The sequence below is a fragment of the Streptomyces sp. NPDC048349 genome, from assembly GCF_040651925.1.
Taxonomy (GTDB): Bacteria; Actinomycetota; Actinomycetes; order Streptomycetales; family Streptomycetaceae; genus Streptomyces.
This window is the reverse complement of sequence record NZ_JBEZLA010000018.1, coordinates 1-21106: the sequence shown is the minus strand read 5'-3', so window position 1 is coordinate 21106 and position 21106 is coordinate 1. Positions and strand designations below refer to the sequence as shown.

Here is a 21106-nt window from a genome sequence, read left to right as displayed (position 1 = left end):
CGTGTCATCTCACTGTCCGATCAGTTCGGTGACGACCTGGACCATGTGGGCCACGTACGGCTCCTCCATGATCGTGAGGTGGTCGCCGGGTACGTCCACGACGTCGAGCACTCCGCTGGTGCGCTCGCCCCAGCCGTTGCTCGGGTCCGCGTGCATGCTCTCGATGGCCGTGTGCATCGAGTTGAGGACCCCGGGCAGCGGCTCCGCGGCGTGGATGAGGACCATGTCCTGGTCCACCACCTCGGGCCGGTAGGCGAACGCCGCCTTCCAGTTGGCCTCGTACACGTGGAACAGGCGCCGCACGACGGCCCCGGTGCTCCCCGCGGGCAGGACGCCCTCGTCGATGGCGAGCCGGGCGATGAAGTCGAACTTCTCCTCCAGCGTCGTCAGCCGGTCCGGGATGAGCTCCAGCGGGGAGTCGCCCCCGCGCCGCAGCCACAAGAGCTCCCAGAAGAACCAGCCGAGCAGGGCCTCGTCGTCCGTGGTCAGGCGCCGGCCCGGGTTCAGGGCCGTGGTGTCCAGCAGCACCAGCCGGGCGATCTCCTCCCCGGCCGCCCGCAGCTGCCGGGCGATCTCGAAGGCGACGAACCCGCCGAACGACCAGCCGCCGACCACGTACGGACCGCTGGGCTGCACCCGGCGCATCGCCTCGATGTAGCTGGCCGCGATCTCCTCGACGCTGCGCAGCGGTTCGGTGCCGGGATCGCCGCCGGCCGCCTGGAGGGCGTAGAACGGCTGGTCCTCCTCCAGGTACGTGGCGAACCGGACGTAGCAGAGCACGTTCCCGCCCATCGGGTGGACGAAGAACATCGGGCGCTTCGACCCGTCCGGGCGGATCGGCACCAGCGGGTCGAACGCGGCCATGGCCTCGCCCGAACGCAGCCGCGCGGCCAGCTCGGCCACCGTCGGCGCCGACACGAACTCCGAGAGCGGGACGCTGATCCCGTAGCGCTGCTCGATCTGCACCACCAGGCGCATCGCGGTCAGCGAGGTCGCCCCGAGGTCGAAGATGTTGTCGTGCAGGCCCAGCGCGGGCAGCTGGAGCAGCTCCCCGACGATCTCCGCCAGGGTCTCCTCGTACGCGTCGCGCGGGGCCGCGGCGGCGTCGACGGCGGCCCCCGTGCTCAGCGCGGCGGCGCGCAGCGCCTGGTCGTCCCGCTTGCCGCTCGGCGTCCGCGGCAGGGCCGCCAGCCACTCGAAGTGCGAGGGCATCATGTACTCGGGCAGCACCGTCCGCAGCTGCTTGCGCAGCAGCGTCAGGTCCGCGCCGTCGGGGTCGCCCGTCAGGAAGGCGGCGAGGAAGGAGTCGTTGCCCTCCCGGCGGCGGGCGACGACCGCGGCCTCCGCGATGCCCGGGTGGCCCGCCGCGAAGCGGGTGATGGCCAGCTCGACCTCGGCCGGCTCCACACGGTATCCGCGCACCTTGACCTGCGCGTCGGCCCGGCCCAGGCACACCACGTCACCGCCGGGCAGGGCGAAGCCCAGGTCGCCGGTGCGGTAGAGCCGCGTCCCCGCCGCGGCGGCCCCGGGCGAGGGGTGCGGGACGAACCGCTCCTCGGTCAGGTCGGGGCGGCCCACGTAGCCCTCGGCCAGGCAGGCACCCGACAGGTACAGCTCACCGCGCACGCCGGCCGGGACCGGGCGCAGCCGGTCGTCCAGGACGTGGACGGCGGAGCCGGCGATGGCCCGCCCGATGGGCGGCAGGGCCGGGAACGCGGCCGGATCGCCCTGCATCGTGAACGCGGTCACCACGTGCGACTCGGTCGGCCCGTACTGGTTCTCCAGGATCACCCCGGGCAGGGCAGCGCACAGCCGGCGTATCTCGTCGGTGACGCGCAGCTGCTCGCCGGAGGAGAGCAGGGCCCGCAGCGAGCGTGGGGCGATCCCGAGCGCGTCAGCGGTCTCGGCCAGCTGCTGTAGGGCGACGTACGGCAGGCAGATGCGCTCCACGCCCTCCCGGTCGAGCAGGCGCAGCAGGGCCGGCATGTCGCGGCGCTCGTCCTCGGAGAGCAGGAGCAGGGTGCCGCCGCCCGCGAGGGTGGAGAAGATCTCCTGGAAGGAGACGTCGAAGCTCAGCGGCGCGTACTGGGCGGTCACTCCGCCGACGACCCCGCTGGGGACGCCGTTCTGCCAGGCGACCAGGTGGGCCAGTGAACGGTGCGGCATCGCCACGCCCTTGGGCGCACCGGTGGAGCCGGAGGTGAACAGGACGTAGGCGAGGGAGTCGGGGGTGATCTCCTGCGTCACCTCCGCGGGGATCCGCGGCAGGTACGGCCGCTCGCCGTCCTCGGCGAAGATCTCCTCGGCCTGCAGGACGAGCGCCGGCCCGCCGAAGACGGCGCCGTGGGCGGCGTTCGCGATGACCCGGAACGGGCGGGCCTGCTCGACCATCGCGGTCAGCCGGTCCACCGGGTAGCCGACGTCCAGCGGCACGGTGGCGGCGCCCGCCTTCATGACGCCGAGGATCACGGCGACCGTCTCGGGCGACCGGTCCATCGCGATGCCGATCCGGTCGCCGGGGCGCGAACCGAGCGCGATCAGCTCGCGGGCCACCCGGTCGGCGGCCTCGTCCAGTTCGGCGTAGGTCCAGCGGCGGGCGCCGAAGACCAGGGCCGTGGCGTCCGGGGTGCGGGCGGTCTGCTCCGCGACGGCGCGTACGACGTCGAGCGGGGCGTCGGCCTCCTGCCGGTCCCGGGCGGCGTCCCGGTCCCGGGCCGCGGCCCGGTCCTGGTCAGCGTCCTGGTGCGCGGCCCGATCCGGTGTCCCGGAGAGGTCCGGGCCGGGCGCCAGGAAGCCGAAGTCCGGTGCCTCGTCCGGATGGTGGACCAGCCGGTCCAGGATCGCCGTGAACCGCTGCGCGTAGAGGTCGGCCTGGGACGGCGTGAAGGTCAGCCCGTGGTGGTCCAGCCGCAGCCGGACGGAGCCGTCCACCGGATCGGTCATGGCGTTGACCAGCAGCTGGAAGTTGGTCTCCTCCCAGGTCCGGAAGTCCAGGAGGCGGACCCCGGGCAGCTCGAAGACGGCGGCCAGCTGGCGGAAGTGGATGTAGTTGAAGGCGGTCTCCAGGACGGTGGCACCCCGGTCCTCCTGGATCGCGCTGAGCGGGTAGCGGCGGTGGGCGTGGCTCTGCTGCTCCTGCCGGAAGGCGGCCCGGACCACGTCGGCCCAGCTGTCGGCGGCGGTACCGAGCCGCACGGGCATCGTGTTGAGGAAGAGGCCGGCGATGCGGTCGGCGTCCTCCAGCTCGGGGCGGCCGTGGGTGACCAGGCCGGTGGTGACGTCGTCGGAGCCGGAGAACAGCCCCAGCGTCAGGCAGTGCGCCGCGAACAGCACCGACTTCACGGGCAGCGTCCGCTCCCTCGCGAACCGGCCGACCTGCTCGGTGAGCTCGGCGGGCAGGTCCACGATCCGGGTGATCTGCGTGTCCGGGCCCGGGGCCTCGTGCTGCCGGAAGGCCTCCAGGCGCAGCAGTGGCGCGTCCCGCAGCCGTTCGCGCCAGAAGGCGCGGGCCGGCTCCGATTCCAGGGCCTCGCGCTCGGCCCGTACGTGGTGGGCCGCCGAGGGCAGGACGCGCTCGGCCACGGCCTCGATGGGGTGGCCCAGGCCGTGCAGGTAGTCCTGCAGCAGCTCGGCGACCAGGGTGGCCACGCTGCCGCCGTCGAGGATCGCGTGGTGGAAGCTCAGGACCAGCTCGAGGGTCTCCTCGCGGACGTGGGCGCGCAGGTGGTAGAGCGGGGCCTGCTCGAAGTCGTAGCGGTGGTAGCGCCGTTCGTCGACGTGCGCACGGATCGCGGCGAGCGCCGCGGCCTCCTCGCGGCCCCTCAGGTCCACGGCGTCGAAGCCGCCGGTCACCTGGTGTTCCACGATCTGCAACGGCTCGGAGAAGGAGCCCAGGTCGAAGGAGGACCGCAGGACGGGGTGGCGCGCGACGAGCCGCTCGAAGGCGCGCCCGAACGCCTCCTGGTCCCAAGCGGCCGTGACGCTGTACTGGAAGACGTCGCGGTAGACGGCGGAGTCCTGCTCGGCCCTGCTGTGGTAGAGCAGTCCGAGCTGGAGGCGGGTGAGCGGGTAGGCGTCGGCGCGGCCCTCGAGGCGGGCCCGGTCGACGCCCGAGACCAGGGCGAAGGGGGCGAGTTCCGCGGCGGGCGCGACGGCCGCGCCGCCGGTGGCCGACCGGGCGGCCAGCTGGGCGACGGTCGGCTGCTGCACCAGGTCCGTCAGGTCGAACACGATGCCGGCCTTCTCGGCCCGGGCGCGGATGCGCAGCATCGTGATGGAGTCGCCGCCGAGCGCGAAGTAGTCGTCGTGGATCCCGACCCGCTCCGCCTCCAGGACGTCCGCCCAGATCGCGGCGAGCGTCTCCTCGGTGGCGTTGCGCGGCGCCGTGTAGCGGGGGCCGGCGGCGGCGGCGGAGGAGGAGGGGGCGGGCAGGGCGCGGCGGTCGGCCTTGCCGTTCGGGGTCAGGGGGACGGCGTCGATCCGGATGAAGTGCGCCGGGACCATGAACTCGGGCAGGGCGGAGGCGAGTTCGGTGCGCAGCAGGGCCGGGCTGAGCTCGGTGTCCGCGACGTAGTAGCCGATCAGCAGGGTGCCCCGGCTGCCCGACTGGTGGTCGACCACGACGGCGTCCCGTACGCCGGCCACGGAGGCCAGCCGGTTCTGGACCTCGCCGAGCTCCACCCGGTTGCCGCGGATCTTGACCTGGCCGTCGATGCGGCCGAGGTACTCCAGGGTGCCGTCGGCCAGCCAGCGGGCGAGGTCACCGGTGCGGTAGAGCCGCCCGCCGGGGGAGAAGGGGTCCTCGGTGAACTTCTCCGCCGTCAGCTCGGGCCGCTCCAGGTAACCGCGGGCGACACCGACGCCGCCGATGCACAGCTCACCGGGGACGCCGACCGGCTGGAGCCCGCCGTGCGCGTCCAGGACGTACAGCCGGGTGTTGTCGATGGGCCGGCCGATGGGGACGCGCCGGACCGGCATCCCGGGGGCCGTCGGGCATTCGAAGTACGACACGTCGACGGTGGCCTCGGTCGGCCCGTACAGGTTGACCAGCCGCGGCGTGGCCGCGCCGCCGGTGCCGAAGACCCGGTTGAACTGCTCCACGCGCGCCGCGGGCAGGGCCTCGCCGCTGCAGAACACCTGCCGCAGCGAGACGGCTTCGGCGCGCAGCTCCGGGCGGTCCTCCAGCAGGTCCAGGAAGGGTCCCAGCATGGAGGGGACGAAGTGCAGGGTGGTGACCCGCTGTTCGGCGATGGTGCGCAGGATCCCGCGCGGGTCGCGCTGGCCGCCGACGGGCAGCAGGGCGAGCCCCGCGCCCTCGATCGCCCACCAGAACAGCTCCCACACGGAGACGTCGAAGGAGATCGGCGTCTTCTGGAGCAGGACGTCGTCCGCGCCGACCGGGTAGGCCTTCTGCATCCAGGCGAGCCGGTTGACCACCGAGTGGTGCTCGACCATGACGCCCTTGGGCCGGCCGGTGGAGCCGGAGGTGTAGATCACGTACGCGAGGTCGCGGGAGGTGGCCCGGTCCTCGAGCGGCTCGCCCGGGCCGGTCAGCAGCTCGTCGGTGCGCAGGACGGGGACGCCCTGGTCCCCGACCGGGGTGCCGCCGTCGGTCAGCACCACCTTGGCCCGGCTGTCCTGGAGGAGGAAGGCGATCCGCTCCGCCGGATAGCCGGGGTCCACGGGTACGTAGGCGCCGCCCGACTTGAGGACGCCGAGGAGGGCCACGATCAGCTGCGGCGAGCGGTCCATGAGGACGGCCACCCGGTCGCCGACGCCCACGCCCCGGCCGCGCAGGGCGTGCGCCACCTGGTTGGAGCGGGTGTCGAGGTCCGCGTAGGTCAGCGGCGGGGTCCCGTCGGCGCCGGTGACGGCGGTCCGGTGCGGGGTGCGGGCGGCCTGGTCGGCGATCAGGCCGTGCACGGTCCGGTCGTCGGCGTAGGAGGCGTCGGGCCCCTGCCGCAGCAGGGTGAGGTCCTCCTGCTCGGCCTCGTCCAGGACCGGCAGCGTCACCGCGGCCCGGCCGGGCTCGTCGAGCCCCGCGCCGATGAGGCGCAGCAGGTGGCCGGCAACCGAGGTGATCGGGTAGTCCTCGTCGAAGACGTCGACGGCGTAGTCGAGGTCGACCCGCAGCTCGGCGTCGTCCTCGAAGGCGTGCACCATCACCGACAGGGCGTCCTGGTGGTGGACGGGCGCCAGTACGACGGACTCCACCGCGGTGCCCGGGAGGGGGGCGGGCCGGGGGTGGCGCAGGTAGGAGAGGGTGATGTCGAACAGCCGGCGCGCGCCGGCGCCGCCGGCCGGGAGGTCGCGCAGCACGTCGCCGAGGGCGAGCCGCTCGTGGGCGCGCAGCTCGTCCGTGCTGCGGCGGACGGAAGCGGCCAGTTCGTGCAGGGTGGCCGCGGGGCCGACCGGCACGCGCAGCGGAAGGTTGTTGGCCAGCTGGCCGACCGTCTCGAGGTCCGCGGCCGCGTGCCGGTTGCGGAAGGGCACGCCGAGCACCAGCTCCTCGGTGCGGTGCACGCGGGAGAAGTAGGCGGCGAAGGCGGCCGCGAGGAACGCGAACGGGGAGCTGCCGCCGCCGCGGATGCGGCGGACCAGGTCGGCGTCGACGGTGAAGGTGTGACGGGCCCGGCGCCGCCCGCCCGCCGCGGGCGCCACGGTGGCGCGGGTGAACAGGGCGGGCTGGACGCCCTTCAGCGCGTCGCGGAAGTACGCCCGGTCCTCCTCGAAGGCGCCGGAGGCGCGGTAGGCGGCGTCGGACTCGACGAGCGCGGTGACGGACGGGGGAGCGGGACGGTCCGCGGGCACGGCGGCGGCCGGGGCCCCGGCCGCCCCGGCCCCGGCCGCGGCCGCGCGGTCGGCGTAGCGCTCCCACAGCTGCCGGCTGACCTGGTTCAGCGCCCAGGCATCGGCGATCAGGTGGTGGGCATTGAGGTGCACGTGGACGACCGAGGCACTTTCGCGCAGCACGGCAGCCGTGAACAAACGCGAACGCCGCAGCGTGAAGGGGTGCGTGAAGGAGTACTCCTGCCACGCCGCGCAGGCCGCCGCGGGGTCGGCCGCGCCGGAAAAGTCGACGTACTGCACCCACGGGCCCGCCTCCTCCTCGGCGTCGGCCCCGGCCACCCACTGGCAGGGGGTTCCGTCCCGTTCGTCGAAGCGCAGCCGGAACGCGTCGTTGTTCCGCAGAACGCCTTCCAGCGATTCCTTCAAGCTGTCCACGTCGACGTCGCCGGTCAACCGCTCATGAATGACCACGTTGAACTGGGGGTCACCCGGTGCGGTGGACTCGGCAGCCCAAATGTCCAGCTGATAGGCGGACAGAGGGAGCTGGCGTGTTGCGGGCATCGGCCTTCCTTCGCTCATTCGGACGGCCGGAATGTGCCGTCCGATGCTCAGGAGCCTACGTTTCCTCCAATCCGGTTCACCACTACTCGTATGAGTGGAGGAGGACTACTCGATCAAGTAGTCGCCGGGGGGAATATGTGATCCGCGCGATATTCCTCAGGGATTACCGAGCGTTCTCGCTAACATCTCGGGCATGACCTCTCCACTTCCTTCCCAGAAATCCGTCCTCGTGCGCGGCGCCGGGCCAGGACTGCTGCTCGCGCATGGTGCGGGCAGTGACATCGAGGACAGTTACGGTCCGGTGCTCGAAAGTCTCGCCAGTCGCCGGACCGTCGTCGGACCCGATTATCCGGGGTCCGGGAATAACCCCCTCCCGGACCGTCCGCTGACCCTTGACGGGCTCGCCGACCACATTGTGGAAAGCGCCGCGCAATCCGGCGTACATTCTTTTGCCATATCCGGATTCTCCCTGGGGACGACGGTGGCCGTGCGTGCCGCGGTGCGCCATCCCGAGCGGGTTACCGCGCTCGTTCTTTCCGCCGGATTCGCCCGGCCGAACGCCCGTCTCAAGCTCGTGATCGACACCTGGCGGGCCCTCGGCGCGCCGGACGGCGACAGCCGGGTCCTGGCCTCCTACCTCTCCCTGGTGGTCGGGGGCACCCGCTGGCTCGACGCGCGCTCCTCCGCGCAGATCGAGGAGCAGATCGAGCTGTTCTCCGCCGGAATGCCGCCGGGCACCGACGCGCAGCTCGCCCTCTTCGACGACATCGACGTGCGGGCCGACCTGGCGCGGATCGATGTACCGGTCCTCGTCGTCTCGCCCCTCGGGGACCTCCTCACCACTCCCGTTCACTCCCGCGAACTCGCGGACGGTATCCGGGGTGCCCGGCTGGCGACCCTGGACTGCGGCCACGCCATCGCCGCGGAGCGGCCGGCCGAGTGGGCCGCGCTCATCAACGAGTTCCTCGACACAGTCGCGGGCTGACCGTCGCGGGCCGGCCGTCACGGGCGGTACGGGCAGGCCCGCCCGTACCGCCCGAGCCGCACCGCCCGAGCCGTCGCACCGTCCCGCTGCGGACGGACGGCCCGGACGGCCGGTCGTCGGCCCGGCGCCCGGCCCGCCGACCCCGGGATCGGGGTGGCGCGGCCCGGGGGTGGGCGCCGGGGCCGGTCTCGCAGGCGCCCGTTGCGGCGCCTGGTCTCAGAGGGGCCTGGTCTCGGATCCGCCCGGTCTGGGAGTCGCCCGGTCTGGGAACTACCCGGTCTCGGAGCCGCCCGGTATCAGAGCCGCCCGGACGAGGGGGCCTTGCCCAGCGCCGTCACCGCGAGGGCCGCGACGGCGAGTCCGCCGCCCAGCCACATCACCGCGCTGACCCCCGCGCCGTCCGCGGCGAGCCCGCCGACCAGCGCGCCCAGGGCGATCGCCCCGTTGAACACGCCGACGAACAGCGAGGAAGCGGCCTCGCGCGCCTCGGGAGCCGACGCCAGCAGCCATGTCTGCGTGCTCACCGACACACCGCCGTAGGACAGCCCCCAGACGGCGAGCAGCACGCCGGCCGTCAGGACGGACCCGCCGAGCACCGGCACCAGTGCGACCGTGGCCGCCAGCACCGTGCTGATCACCAGCAGGGTGGAGCGCGGGGACCGGCCGGCGCCCGCGCCCGCCGCGAAGTTGCCCGCCACGCCCGCGACTCCGTACACCAGCAGCAGCGTGCCGATCATCCCGGCCCCCGCCCCCGAGACCTCCTCGAGCACGGGGCGCACGTAGGTGTAGGCGGCGAAGTGACCGGTGACCAGCAGCGCCACCACCACCAGCCCCGTCCGCACCCGCGCCTCGCCGACCAGCCGCAGCACACCGCCGAGCCGCACCTCCTGCTCGGCGGGCAGCCTCGGCAGCAGCACCGCCAAGGCGACCAGTACGGCCAGCGCGAGCGCGCCCACCGTCACGAACGCCGTACGCCAGTCGGCCAGTTCGCCGATGTACGTACCCGCCGGAACACCGAGCACCGAGGCCACCGCGATGCCGCTGAAGATCAGCGAGGTCGCGGAGCCGATCGACTTCGGCGGCACCAGGCGGACCGCCAGGCCCGCCGCGATCGCCCACACGCCGCCCATCCCGATGCCGACGAGCACGCGAGCGGCGACCATCACCGCGAAGTTCGGCGTCCACGCCGCGAGCAGGTTGCCCGCGGTCAGCACCGCCATCAGCGCACACAGCACCGTCCGCCGGTCGAACCGCCCCAACAGCGGTGTCAGCAGCGGCGCCGACACCGCGCCGACCAGGCCGGTGATGGTCAGGGTGAGCCCGGCGGTCCCCTCGGTCACCTCCAGCGCGTCCCCGATGGGCGTCAGCAGGCCCACGGGCAGCATCTCGGACGTCACCACCGTGAACGTCGCGCTCGCGACCGCCGTGACGCCCAGCCAGCCGCGGGTCGCGGATCGCTCCGGCACCCCGGTGGTGTCTGCAATTTCCTCAGTCTGTGCCATGCGACCAGCCAACCCGCCCCGACCTGCGGGAACAACGGCCGATCCCTCATCCTTCGATAAGCAGGGCTACTCGATCGGCCGCGCCGGGCGGCGGTGTAGAAAGGAAACCATGAGCGGTCTCGAGATACGCGAGCTGGAGACGTTCCTCGTGCTCGCCCAGGAGTTGCACTTCGGACGGACCGGCGAGCGGCTGTACGTGTCCCAGAGCCGGGTCAGCCAGCTGCTGCGCTCCCTGGAGAGCCGCATCGGCGCCCCGCTCGTCGAACGCACCAGCCGCCGGGTGCGCCTGACCCCGCTGGGCGAGAGCTTCCTCGCCGGTCTGCGCCCCGCCTACGACGCGCTGCGCGCGACGGTCGACGAGGCCCGGGCCGCCGCGCGGGGGATGGGCGGGGAGCTGCGCATCGGCTTCCAGGGCACCGTCGACGACTACCTCAGCCGGGCGATCGCCCTGTTCGGGGACCGGTATCCCGAGTGCTCGATCGACATCGTCGAGGTCCCGCTCTCCGATCCCTTCGGCCCGCTGCGCCGCCAGGAGGTGGACTGCGCGGTGGTCCTGCTGCCCGTGGCCGAGGACGACCTCGTCCTCGGCCCGGTCTTCTCGCGGCAGCCGCAGACCCTGGCCGTGTCCGTACGGCACCCCTTCGCCGCCCGGGAGTCGATCTCCGCCGAGGAGCTCGCCGACTGCCGGCTCATCGGCATCGACGGCGGCGCCCCCGACTACTGGCGCCAGGCCCAGGCCCCCGGCCTGACCCCGGGCGGCCTCCCGGTGCCGGCCGGGCCCAGCGTCAACACGCTCCAGGAAGGCCTGAGTCTGACGGCGGCCAACCGCGGCGCGATGCTGCTGTGCCGTTCCACGGCCGACTACCACGGGCGCCGCGACTCGCTTACCTTCGTCCCGGTGCAGGGCCTGCCCGACTCCGAACTGGGTCTGATCCGCCACCGCACGCGGCCCTGCGCCCAGGCGGAGGCCTTCGCCCTGGCGGTCGGCGAAACCGCCGGCCGGGCGGCCTGAGCGGCGAGACGGCCTAGTGCTCTGACCGGAAAGGTTCACCGCCTCACGACGCCCGGCACGGCACCTCGCCGCGTTGTCCGGCCACGCAGGTACGTCCAGTACGAGCCGCGGCCCTCCGCCTTGCGATGCACCGCACCGGACGCCGCGAACCGGCAAACCTTTCCGGTCAGAGCACTAGAAAGGGTGCCAGCGCACCTCGGACGCGCCCTCGCGCAGGGAGTCCACCCGGCGGCGGAATTCGGCCAGCGCCTGCGGGTTGCTCGGGGCGTGCTGCGCGACCCAGGCGCAGCTCGCCGTCTCGCGCGCCCCGCGCAACACCGCGCATCCCTCCCACTCGCGCACGTCCCAGCCGTACGCCGTCACGAACGCCTCGTAGGAGGCGGCGGGCAGCCCGTACCGGTCGCGGGACAGGGCCATCACCACCAGGTCGTGCTCGCGCAGATCGGCCGAGACCGTCTCCAGGTCCACCAGCACCGGCCCCTCCGGGCCGACGTGCACGTTGCGGGGCAGGGCGTCGCCGTGGATCGGGCCCGGCGGCAGGTGCGCGACCAGCCCGGCCACCTCGCCCGCGTAGGCGTCGCGGCGGGCCCGCAGGTACGCCGCGTCCGCCGGGTCGATCGCCTCGCCGGCCAGCCGCAGCCAGCGTTCGACGCCGCCCAGCAGATCCCGCGCGGCGAGCGGGAACGGCGGCGCGGACAGGGCGTGGATCCGCCGCAGCAGCCCCGCCAGGTCCCCCGGTCCCGCCGGACGCACCGCGTCCGGGAGCCGGTGCCACAGCGTCACCGGATGCCCCGCCACCAGGCGCGGCTCCGGCTCGGCCGCCCGCACCGCCGGGACCCCGGCCTCCTCCAGCCAGTACGCGACGGCCAGTTCACGCCGGGCCCGCGCCGCCAGTGCCGGGTCCGCGCGGCCCACCTTCACCACCAGCCCGCCGGCCGCGAAGACCGCGTTCTCGCCCAGGGCCAGCAGCGCGGCACCGCCGCTGCCCAGACCTGCGGCCGCCAGTACGTCCCTGGCCCGCGCCTCGTCCATCTCGTACTCCGGATCCGGATCGTCGTGAATGCGCCAAGTCTCCCATCCGGAGGTGCGCTGCCTTGACGTGCCATCAGGCCCTGCGCACGATGACCGCAACGGAAGGGGGTGCGCAGGTGACCGCAGCCGCCCCCGCGCCCGAGGCCCGCCGCGCCGACCACGGGGCGTGGTTCCTCGTCCTGCCGGCGCTCCTTCCCATCCTGATCCTCAGCGTCGGCCCGCTGCTCTACGGCATCGCCCTCGCCTTCACCGACTCCCAGTCCGGCCGCACCGACCCCACCCAGTGGGTCGGGCTCCAGGGCTTCCAGGACCTGCTCCACGACCGGCTGTTCTGGGAGTCCTTCCGGATCGGCCTGCTGTGGGCGGTCGCGGTGACCGTCCCGCAGTTCCTGCTGGCCCTCGGGCTGGCCCTCCTGCTCAACCAGAACCTCCGCTTCCGGTGGCTGGCCCGCTCGCTCGCGATCATCCCCTGGGCCATGCCCGAGGTGGTGGTCGGCATCATCTGGCGGCTCGTCTACCACCCCGACGCGGGGGTGCTCAACCAGACCCTGTCCGGAATCGGGTTCGCCGGGGACACCGACTGGCTCAGCGGCCTCGCGACCGCCCTGCCGGCCGTCGTCGTGGTCGGCATCTGGGCCGGCCTGCCGCAGACCACGGTCGCGCTGCTCGCGGGCCTGCAGCACACCCCGCACGACCTGCACGAGGCGGCCGCCCTCGACGGCGCCGGCGCCTGGCGCCGCTTCCGGGCGGTGACCTGGCCCGCGATCAGGCCCGTGGCCCTGTCCGTCACCGCCCTCAACCTCATCTGGAACCTCAACTCCTTCGCCCTGGTCTACGTGCTCACCAACGGCGGGCCCGGCGGCCGCACCCGGCTGCCGATGCTCTTCGCGTACGAGGAGGCCTTCCGCTACGGGCAGTTCGGGTACGCCGCCGCCATGGGCTGCGTGATGGTCGCGGTGGTCTCGGTGCTGCTCGCCGTGTACCTGGCCGGCCGGCTCCGGGGAGGCGACACCTGATGGGACCCGCGCGCAGCCGCACCCGGACCCGCCCGCGGGCGGCTCGGACCGCCCGGGCCGCCCGGGCCGCCCGGGCCGCCCGGGCCGCCCAGTACACCGCGCTCGCCGCCTACCTCGTCTTCCTCGCGTTCCCGCTCCTGTGGCTGCTCTCGACCGCCTTCAAGCCCGCGCGCGAGCTCGCCAGTCTGCACCCCACCTGGATCCCCGAGGACCCCACCCTCGGCAACTTCCGCCAGGCCTTCGCCGAGCAGCCGCTGGCGCACGCGGCACTGAACAGCCTGGTCGCCGCGGTCTGCGCCGCCGTGCTCGCGGTCGTACTGGCCACGCCGACGGCCTTCGTCCTCGCCCGCAGGCGGGGAAGGCTGGCCACCGCCGCCACCGGCTGGGTCGTGATCAGCCAGGCCTTCCCCTTCGTCCTGGTGATCATCCCGCTGTTCCTGGTGCTGAAGAACCTGCACCTGATCAACTCCGTACCGGGCCTGATCCTGGTGTACGTGGTCTGGTCGCTGCCCTTCGCGCTGTGGATGCTCGTCGGGTACGTGCGCGCCGTCCCGCCCGAGCTGGAGGAAGCGGCGGCGGTGGACGGCGCCGGGCGGCTGCGCACCCTGGTCTCGGTGGTCGCACCGCTGCTGGCGCCGGGCATCGTGGCCACCTCGCTGTTCGCCTTCATCACCGCCTGGAACGAGTTCTTCTTCGCCCTCGTCCTCCTCAAGACCCCGCAGAAGCAGACCTTGCCGGTCGTCCTGACCCATTTCCTGGGCGCCGAGGGCGCCGCCGACCTCGGCCCGCTGGCCGCCGCGGCCTTCCTCGCCACCCTGCCCTCCCTGGTGGTCTTCTCCGTCATCCAGAAGCGGATCACCGGCGGCATGCTGGCCGGGGCGGTGAAGAGCTGATGGGCCGGCGCCGAGGCCGGCGGGCGGGTACCGGTGCCGGGGTCGCTGCCGTTGCCGCTGCCCGGGCCGGGGTCTGGGCCGTCCTGCTCGCGCTGCTGGCCGGTGTGCTCGGCGGCTGCGCCGCGCCGCGCGACGACGCCCGGGACGGCGTGGTGCGGCTGCGCTTCCAGTCGCTCGCCTGGCAGAAGGAGTCCGTCGACGCCAACAAGGCCCTGGTCGCGGAGTGGAACGCCGCCCACCCCCGGGTCCGGGTCGAGTACGTCCAGGGCAGCTGGAGCAGCGTCCACGACCAGTTGCTGACCTCCTTCGAGGGCGGCGAGGCCCCCGACGTCATCCATGACGCCTCCGACGACCTCGCCGACTTCGCCTACGGCGGCTACCTGGCCGACCTGCGGCCCCTGCTCTCCGAACGGCTCAAGGCCGACATCCCGGCCGGCTCCTGGGAGAGCGTCACCTTGGGGTCCGGGGGCGGGGTGTACGGGGTGCCCTTCCTCCAGGAGCCCCGGGTCCTCATGGCCAACACCGAGCTGCTGCGCGCCTCCGGAGTGCGTGTCCCCACCCCCGAGGCGCCCTGGAGCTGGGAGGAGTTCCGCACGGCCGCCCGGCGGCTGACCGCGCCCGCCGAGGGCCGGTACGGGGTGGCCTGGCCGCTCAAGGACCCCGTCTCCGCCACCCTCAACCTCGGCCTGTCCGCGGGCGGCCGCCTCTTCCACCGCGCCGCCGACGGCAAGGCCGTCATCCGCTGGTCCGAGGGCGACGCCGTCGTACCCGCCACCATCCGGGCCCTGACCGAGACCGACCGCAGCGCCTCCCGGGCGACCCTCGGGATGGGCGGCTCCGACACCCTGCCCGGCTTCTTCGCAGGTCGCTACGCCATGGTGCCGCTCGGGTTCTCCTACCGCCAGCAGATCGCGCGGCAGGCGCCGCCCGGCTTCGCGTGGCAGGTGCTGCCGCCCCCGGCCGGTGCCGGCGGTCCGGCGCAGGGGGTCAGCCCGCAGACCCTCTCCATCGCGCAGGACAGCCCGTACAAGAAGGAGGCGGCGGCCTTCATCGACTTCCTGCTGAGCCCGGCCAACATGGTCCGCCTCGCGCGCGGCGACTGGATGCTGCCGACCGGCACGCGGGCCCTGGCCGACCCCGCCCTGGGCACGCCCGAGCTGGGCTGGGCCACCGGCGCGGCCCTGGCGGCCGGGCTGCGTCCCGCGCCCGCCCAGTCGGTGCGCGGCTATCCGGAGTGGAAGGACAAGGTGGCGACCCCCGCGCTGCAGGAGTTCTACAGCGGGGCGATCGACCTGGCCGAGCTGGAGAAACGCCTGGTGGAGGACGGGAACAGGGTGCTGGCGCGGTACCAGAGGTAGGTCGCGGCGGGAGATCAAAGCGATTGCACGAGACGTCTCGTCTCGTTATGGTCGGGTCATGACCTCAGCCAAGCCCGCACACATCGCCATGTTCTCCATCGCCGCCCACGGGCACGTGAACCCGAGCATCGAAGTGATGCGGGAACTCGTCGCCCGGGGACACCGCGTCAGCTACGCCATCCCCGCCCCCTTCGCCGAGAAGGTCGCCGAGACGGGCGCCACTCCGGTGGTCTGGAACTCCACCCTCCCCACCGACGACGACCCGGAGGCCTGGGGCACCGAACTCATCGACCACCTCGAACCCTTCCTGGACGACGCCGTCCAGGCGCTCCCGCAGCTGGCCACCGTCTTCCAGGGCGACGAACCGGACCTCGTCCTGCACGACATCACCGCCTACCCGGCGCCCGTGCTCGCCCACCGCTGGGGGGTCCCCGCCGTCTCCCTCTCCCCGAACCTCGTCGCCTGGGAGGGCTACGAGGAGGAAGTGGCCGGGCCGATGCTCGCCGACCTCAAGGCGTCGGAGCGGGGACGGGCCTACTACACCCGTTTCGGCGCCTGGCTGAGCGAGAACGGCCTGCGCGAGGAGGTCGACCGCTTCCAGAGCCGCCCGCGCCGCAGCCTCGTCCTGATCCCGCGGGCCCTCCAGCCGCACGCCGACCGCGTCGACACCTCCGTGCACACCTTCGTCGGCGCCTGCCAGGGCGACCGCACGGCGGTCCAGGGGCAGTGGCGGCGCCCGGAACCGGCCGAGGGCAAGAAGGTGCTCCTGGTCTCCCTGGGATCCGCCTTCACCAAGCAGCCGGCCTTCTACCGCGCCTGCGTCGAGGCCTTCGGGGACCTGCCCGACTGGCATGTCGTCCTGCAGATCGGCAAGTTCACCGACGAGGCCGAACTCGGTGCGGTCCCCGCCAACGTCGAGGTCCACCGCTGGGTCCCCCAGCTGGACGTCCTGCGCCAGGCCGACGCCTTCATCACCCACGCGGGCGCCGGCGGCAGCCAGGAGGGACTCGCCACCGCCACCCCGATGGTCGCCGTCCCGCAGGCCGTCGACCAGTTCGGCAACGCCGACATGCTGGTCTCGCTCGGCGTGGCCCGGCACGTCCCGATGGACCGGGCCGACGCCGCCACCCTGCGGGACGCGGTGCTCACCCTGACCTGCGACCCCGCGGTCGCGGCCCGCTGCGAGGAGATCCGTGCGCAGATGGCCACCGAGGGCGGCACGCACCGGGCCGCCGACCTCATCGAAGCCGAACTGTCGTAGGGGCGCCCTAGGGTGCACCCATGGCCAAGAAATACGCGGCGCTGCTGCGCGGGATCAATGTCGGCGGGAGCAAGAAGGTGCCCATGGCGGAGCTGCGCTCCGTACTGGAGGACCTCGGCCACGGCGACGTGCAGACCTACCTGCAGAGCGGCAACGCCGTCTTCAGCAGTGCGAACGAGGACCCGAAGGCGCTCGCCCGGGAACTGGAGGCGGCCATCGAGGCCCACTTCGGCTTCCGGGTGGCGTGCCTGGTCGTGGACGGCGCGTACCTGAAGGCCGTCGCCGACGCCTGCCCGTTCCCCGCCGCCGACCTGGAGGGCAGGCAGCTCCACGCCACCTTCTTCTCCGAGCAGCCCGGCGCGGAGCGTTTCGCCGCACTCGACCCGGCGGCGTACCTTCCCGAGGAGTACCGGCTCGGCGACCACGTCCTGTACCTGTACGCACCGAACGGACTGGGCCGCTCCAAACTGGCCGAGGCCCTCGCCAAGCCCGCCGTGGTCAAGGGCATCGACGCCACCACCCGCAACTGGAACACGGTCGCCAAGCTCGTCGAGCTGACCGCCCCCTGACCGTCGCCGACGACGTATTGGCGAACCCGGCGGCCTAGGCCAGGGCGTCCAGCAGCTCGCGCTCCCGCGCGGTCAGGCGCACCGTCGCCGCGTCCAGGTTCTCCGCCAGGTGGTCGGGCGAACCGGTGCCCGGAGTCGGGCACAGGACCGGTGAGCGGTGCAGCAGCCACGCCAGCGCCACCTGGCCCGGGCTCGCCCCGTGCGCCGCGGCCACGGCGCTGACGGCGGCCGCGCTCTCCCGGGTCAGCGAGCCGCTGCCCAGCGGGTAGTACGGGAGGAAGGCGATCCCGTGCGCCTCGCACAGCGCCAGCACCTCCGCCGAGCCGCGGTCCAGCAGGTTGTACGCGTTCTGCACCGCGGCGACCGGCACCAACTCCCGTGCCGCGCGCAGCTGCTGAGCGGTGACGGTGTCCAATCCGATGTGCCGGATCTTGCCCTCCGCCCGCAACTGCGCCAGCAGGCCCAGCTGTTCGGCCATCGGGACAGCCGGGTCGAACCGGTGCAGCTGGTAGAGCCCGATCCGCTCCACCCGCAGCCGCCGCAGGCTCGCCTCGCACATCTCCCGCAGCCGCTCCGGGCGGCCGTCCACGTGCCACTGGTCGGGGCCGGTGCGCACCACCCCGCCCTTCGTGGCGACGACCAGCTGCTCCGCGTACGGGTACAGGGCCTCGGCGACCAGCTCCTCCGCCAGGCCGGGGCCGTAGTTGTCGGCCGTGTCGATGAGGGTGACCCCGCGCTCCACCGCCGTGCGCAGCAGCGCCCGGGCCTGCGCCCGGCTGCCGCGCGGCCCCCAGAAACCCGGCCCGACCAGACCGCCCGTACCGAAGCCGAGCCGTCTCACGGGCACGTCCCCGCCGAGGGCGAACACCTCTTCCACCATGCCCCGACGGTAACGCAACCGGCGGGATGTGCCAGGCTCGTAGGCATGCGGTACATCATCATCGGCGCGGGCGCCGTGGGCGCCACCATCGGCGGACGGCTCGCGGAGGCGGGCGGCGAGGTCGTCCTCACCGCCCGCGGCGCGCACGCGGAGGCCTTGCGGGCGGACGGGCTGCGGCTCACGACCGCCGACGGCACCCGCGTCCACCGGCTGCCCGTGGTCACCGGACCGGACGAACTGGGCGAACTGCGCCCGGACGACGTCCTGCTGCTGACCGTCAAGACCCAGGACGCGATCGCCGCGCTCGACGCGTGGGGAGACGCGGAGGTCGCGGGCGGCGGGACGGCGGCGCAGCGGCTGCCCGTGCTGTGCGCGCAGAACGGCGTGGAGAGCGAGCGGCTGGCCCTGCGGCGCTTCGCGAAGGTCTACGGGGTGTGCGTGTGGCTGCCCGCGACCTTCCTGGAGCCGGGCGTGGTCTCGGCCCTGTGCGCGCCGCTGACCGGCATCCTGCACGTGGGCCTGGCGGCGGGCGGTACCGACGCGCTGGCGCGGGCGGTCGGGGCGGACCTCGACAAGGCCGGCTTCGAGGCGCCCGTGGTCGGGGACGTGATGCGGTGGAAGTACGCGAAGCTGCTCGGCAACCTCGGCAACGCGGTCCAGGCGACCACCGGCCCCGAGCCGTCCCCGGCGAAGGCCGCACTGCTGCTGCGGGCCGTCCGCGAGGCGAAGGCGGCCTTCGGCGCGGCCGGTATCGCCTACGCCTCGGACGCGGAGCAGGCGGCCGCGCGCGACGGCAAGGTGAACCAGCCCCCGGGGCTCCGGGGCGGGTCCTCGTGGCAGAGCCTGGCGCGGGGCACCGGGTCGGTGGAGGCGGACTACCTCAACGGGGAGATCTCCCTGCTGGGGCGGCTGCACGGGGTGCCGACGCCGGTGAACGACGTGCTGCGGCACGCGGCCAACATCTTCGCCCGCGAGGGGCTCCCGCCGGGCGCGATGTCCATCACGGACCTCACCGCCCTGGCCGACGAGGCCGCGGCCCGGGTGTAGCGGGCCTGCCGGGCTCCGCCCGGTCCCGCGTCCCCCTCGCCGACGGGGCCGGATCAAGGCCGGGGTGCGCTCGCACGTACCGGGCAGCGGTACATCCGGCCCGCGGGTGTTTGAGGCGCGGGGTCCGGGGCGGAGCCCCAGGAGCTGGGTCAGGCCGTCAGGGCCGGGATGCCGGCCGCAGCGGCGGCGGCGTCGTCGAAGCGGCGCAGCAGCAGGCGGGCCAGTTCCGGGGCCGCGCCCAGGACACCGGCCACGACGTCCGCCCCGGCGGCTTCCGCGCCCGCCGCGATCCGGTCCGGCAGCCGCCCGGGGGCGATGACGTACGGAGCCACCGCCACCCGTGCGAAGCCTTCCGCACGCAGCGCCCGTACGGCGTCCTCCGTACGGGGAAGGCCGGCGGAGGCGAACGCAGGCCGCACGGCGCACCAACCGGTGTGCCGCCACTCCCGCGCGGTTTCAGCGATCGCTGCGATCGCCTCCGGGTCTGTGGATCCGGCGGACGCGAGCACCACCGCGGTGGTGGCGCGGTCCGCCGGGGTGAGGCCGGCCTCGGCCAGCCGGCGCTCGAGGGCCGAGACGAGCAGGGGCGACGGCCCGAGCACGTCGGCGACCCGCACCGACAGTCCCGGCAGCCGGGCCGTCGACTCGGCCAGCGCCGCCGGGACGTCGGACTTCGCGTGGAAGGCCCGCGTGAGGAGGAGGGGGAGCGCGACCACCTCGCGTACGCCGGACAGGTACAGCGAGGACAGGGCCTGCCCGACCGACGGGGTGGTGAAGTCCAGGAAGGCCGTCTCCACCCGCAGCCCGGGCCGCAGCGCCCGCACCCGCCCCGTGAGGGCGTGCACGGTCGCCGCGTGCCGCGGGTCGCGGCTGCCGTGGGCTATGACGAGCAGGGCGGGTGCGGGGGACACGTGACTCACTTGACCAGGAGGCCGCGGCTGCGCAGCACCCACCGCTCGATGGGGCTGAAGATCAGCAGGTCGATGGCGATGCCGACGACGAGGATCAGGATGATCGCGAGGAACACGCCGGGGAGGTCGATGTTGTTGCGGCCGTTCTCCAGGAGTTGGCCCAGGCCCAGGCCGAGGTCGGGGGAGGAGGCGATGATCTCGGCGGCCATCAGGGAGCGCCAGGAGAAGGCCCAGCCCTGCTTGAGGCCGGCCACGTAGCCGGGCAGGGCGGCCGGCATGACGACGTGCCAGGCGCCGCGCAGCCCGGTGGCGCCCAGGGTGCGGCCGGCCCGCAGGAACAGCGGCGGGACCTGGTCGATGCCGGAGACCAGACCGTTGGCGATCGACGGGACGGCGCCCAGCAGGATCACCGTGAACATCATGGCGTCGTTGAGGCCGAACCAGAGCACCGCCGGCGGCACCCAGGCCACCGAGGGCAGGGACTGCAGACCCTGGAGGATGGGGCCGATCGCGGCGCGGACGAACTTCACCCGGGCGACCAGCAGGCCGAGCGGCGTACCGATGGCCAGGGCGAGGAGGAAGCCGAGCAGACCGCGGGAGACGCTGGTCCAGATGACGTCCAGCAGCGTGCCCTTGAGCCACATGTCGGACAGGCTGTCCCACACGCCGGACAGCGGGGGGAGCTTGGTCTCGTCGGTGACCTTCGCCGCGACGAGGACCTGCCAGACGACCAGGACGAGTCCGACGGCCAGGAGCGGCGGCAGGACCTTCTTGGTGAGGACCTCGCGGACCGGCGTGCGGTGGGTCTGGACCGCGTCGAGTGCGTCCAGGCCGGCTTCCAGGCCGGCCAGGTCGTCGCCGCTCTTCGCCGTGACCTTCGGGGTGGTGTCAGTGCTGGCCATGGCGGCGGATCTCCCCACGCAGGTGTTCAGTGATCTCAAGGGACAGTTCGGCGACGTCCGCGTCCTCGATGCGGCGCGGCTGGGGGATGCCCACGGTCCATTCCTTGGCGACGCGCCCGGGCCGGGAGGAGAGCAGGACCACGCGCTGGGCCAGGCGCACGGCCTCGCGCACGTTGTGCGTGACGAAGAGGACGGACAGGCCGGTCTCCTCCCAGATGCGGGTGAGTTCGCCGTGCAGCACGTCGCGGGTGATGGCGTCCAGCGCCGCGAACGGCTCGTCCATCAGCAGCAGCCGGCTGTCCTGGGCGAGCGCCCGGGCCAGGGCCACGCGCTGGCGCATGCCGCCGGACAGTTCGTGGACGCGCTTGTTGTGGGCGCCGCCGAGCCT

At 73.6% G+C, this 21106-nt stretch carries 15 protein-coding genes; 8 read left to right on the top strand and 7 right to left on the bottom strand.

Annotation, left to right across the window (positions count from 1 at the left end; genetic code table 11):
* Nucleotides 1–9: 9 nt before the first annotated feature.
* Nucleotides 10–7350: an amino acid adenylation domain-containing protein gene (locus AB0D44_RS12755; protein WP_362588674.1), complete on the bottom strand. Its 7341-nt coding sequence runs from the start codon at nucleotides 7348–7350 to the stop codon at nucleotides 10–12.
* Nucleotides 7351–7543: 193 nt separating this feature from the next.
* On the opposite strand from AB0D44_RS12755, the gene AB0D44_RS12750 reads away from it, so the two are divergent.
* On the top strand, nucleotides 7544–8335 hold the full coding sequence (locus tag AB0D44_RS12750) for an alpha/beta hydrolase (protein ID WP_362588671.1): 792 nt from the start codon (nucleotides 7544–7546) through the stop codon (nucleotides 8333–8335).
* A 296-nt stretch (nucleotides 8336–8631) separates the two neighbouring features.
* Here the strand turns inward: AB0D44_RS12750 and AB0D44_RS12745 are convergent, their stop codons facing one another.
* On the bottom strand, nucleotides 8632–9837 hold the full coding sequence (locus AB0D44_RS12745) for an MFS transporter (RefSeq protein ID WP_362588668.1): 1206 nt from the start codon (nucleotides 9835–9837) through the stop codon (nucleotides 8632–8634).
* Nucleotides 9838–9946: 109 nt separating this feature from the next.
* Here AB0D44_RS12745 and AB0D44_RS12740 point away from each other — a divergent pair, with 109 nt between their 5' ends.
* A complete protein-coding gene (locus AB0D44_RS12740) occupies nucleotides 9947–10849 on the top strand; it encodes a LysR family transcriptional regulator (protein ID WP_362588666.1) in 903 nt (300 codons plus the stop codon).
* A gap of 174 nt (nucleotides 10850–11023) precedes the next feature.
* Here AB0D44_RS12740 and AB0D44_RS12735 read toward each other — a convergent pair whose 3' ends face one another.
* Nucleotides 11024–11881, bottom strand: a complete 858-nt coding sequence (locus AB0D44_RS12735) for an aminoglycoside phosphotransferase family protein (RefSeq protein WP_362588663.1) — start codon at nucleotides 11879–11881, stop codon at nucleotides 11024–11026.
* Nucleotides 11882–11997: 116 nt separating this feature from the next.
* Here AB0D44_RS12735 and AB0D44_RS12730 point away from each other — a divergent pair, with 116 nt between their 5' ends.
* Genes AB0D44_RS12730 through AB0D44_RS12710 form a run of 5 tightly spaced genes read left to right on the top strand, consistent with a single transcriptional unit; the run spans nucleotide 11998 to nucleotide 16978 of the window.
* A complete protein-coding gene (locus AB0D44_RS12730) occupies nucleotides 11998–12897 on the top strand; it encodes a sugar ABC transporter permease (protein WP_362588660.1) in 900 nt (299 codons plus the stop codon).
* Nucleotides 12897–13790 carry a carbohydrate ABC transporter permease gene (locus tag AB0D44_RS12725; protein ID WP_362588657.1) on the top strand — a complete coding sequence of 298 codons (894 nt, stop codon included), beginning with the start codon at nucleotides 12897–12899 and terminating at the stop codon, nucleotides 13788–13790. The genes AB0D44_RS12730 and AB0D44_RS12725 overlap by 1 nt, the downstream gene beginning before the upstream one ends.
* Complete coding sequence (locus AB0D44_RS12720) at nucleotides 13790–15148, top strand: extracellular solute-binding protein (RefSeq protein ID WP_362588654.1); 1359 nt, start codon at nucleotides 13790–13792, stop codon at nucleotides 15146–15148. The genes AB0D44_RS12725 and AB0D44_RS12720 overlap by 1 nt, the downstream gene beginning before the upstream one ends.
* Before the next feature lie 58 nt (nucleotides 15149–15206).
* Nucleotides 15207–16409 (top strand): macrolide-inactivating glycosyltransferase, encoded by a 1203-nt coding sequence (gene mgt, locus AB0D44_RS12715; protein ID WP_362588651.1) that lies wholly within the window; start codon nucleotides 15207–15209, stop codon nucleotides 16407–16409.
* Between the two features lie 20 nt (nucleotides 16410–16429).
* Nucleotides 16430–16978 carry a DUF1697 domain-containing protein gene (locus tag AB0D44_RS12710; protein WP_362588648.1) on the top strand — a complete coding sequence of 183 codons (549 nt, stop codon included), beginning with the start codon at nucleotides 16430–16432 and terminating at the stop codon, nucleotides 16976–16978.
* Nucleotides 16979–17012: 34 nt separating this feature from the next.
* Here AB0D44_RS12710 and AB0D44_RS12705 read toward each other — a convergent pair whose 3' ends face one another.
* Entirely contained in the window at nucleotides 17013–17858 is an 846-nt protein-coding gene (locus AB0D44_RS12705) for an aldo/keto reductase (protein WP_362588645.1), read from the bottom strand.
* A gap of 45 nt (nucleotides 17859–17903) precedes the next feature.
* On the opposite strand from AB0D44_RS12705, the gene AB0D44_RS12700 reads away from it, so the two are divergent.
* Nucleotides 17904–18905 carry a 2-dehydropantoate 2-reductase N-terminal domain-containing protein gene (locus AB0D44_RS12700; protein ID WP_362588642.1) on the top strand — a complete coding sequence of 334 codons (1002 nt, stop codon included), beginning with the start codon at nucleotides 17904–17906 and terminating at the stop codon, nucleotides 18903–18905.
* Between the two features lie 149 nt (nucleotides 18906–19054).
* On the opposite strand, the gene AB0D44_RS12695 is transcribed toward AB0D44_RS12700, so the two are convergent.
* The 3 genes from AB0D44_RS12695 to AB0D44_RS12685 all read right to left on the bottom strand — a co-directional run.
* A complete protein-coding gene (locus AB0D44_RS12695) occupies nucleotides 19055–19816 on the bottom strand; it encodes a CbiX/SirB N-terminal domain-containing protein (protein ID WP_362588639.1) in 762 nt (253 codons plus the stop codon).
* Nucleotides 19817–19821: 5 nt separating this feature from the next.
* On the bottom strand, nucleotides 19822–20718 hold the full coding sequence (locus AB0D44_RS12690; RefSeq protein WP_362588636.1) for an ABC transporter permease subunit: 897 nt from the start codon (nucleotides 20716–20718) through the stop codon (nucleotides 19822–19824).
* Nucleotides 20705–21106 (bottom strand): ATP-binding cassette domain-containing protein (locus AB0D44_RS12685; RefSeq protein ID WP_362588633.1); only part of this gene is annotated, 402 nt, incomplete at its 5' end. The genes AB0D44_RS12685 and AB0D44_RS12690, both read right to left, overlap by 14 nt.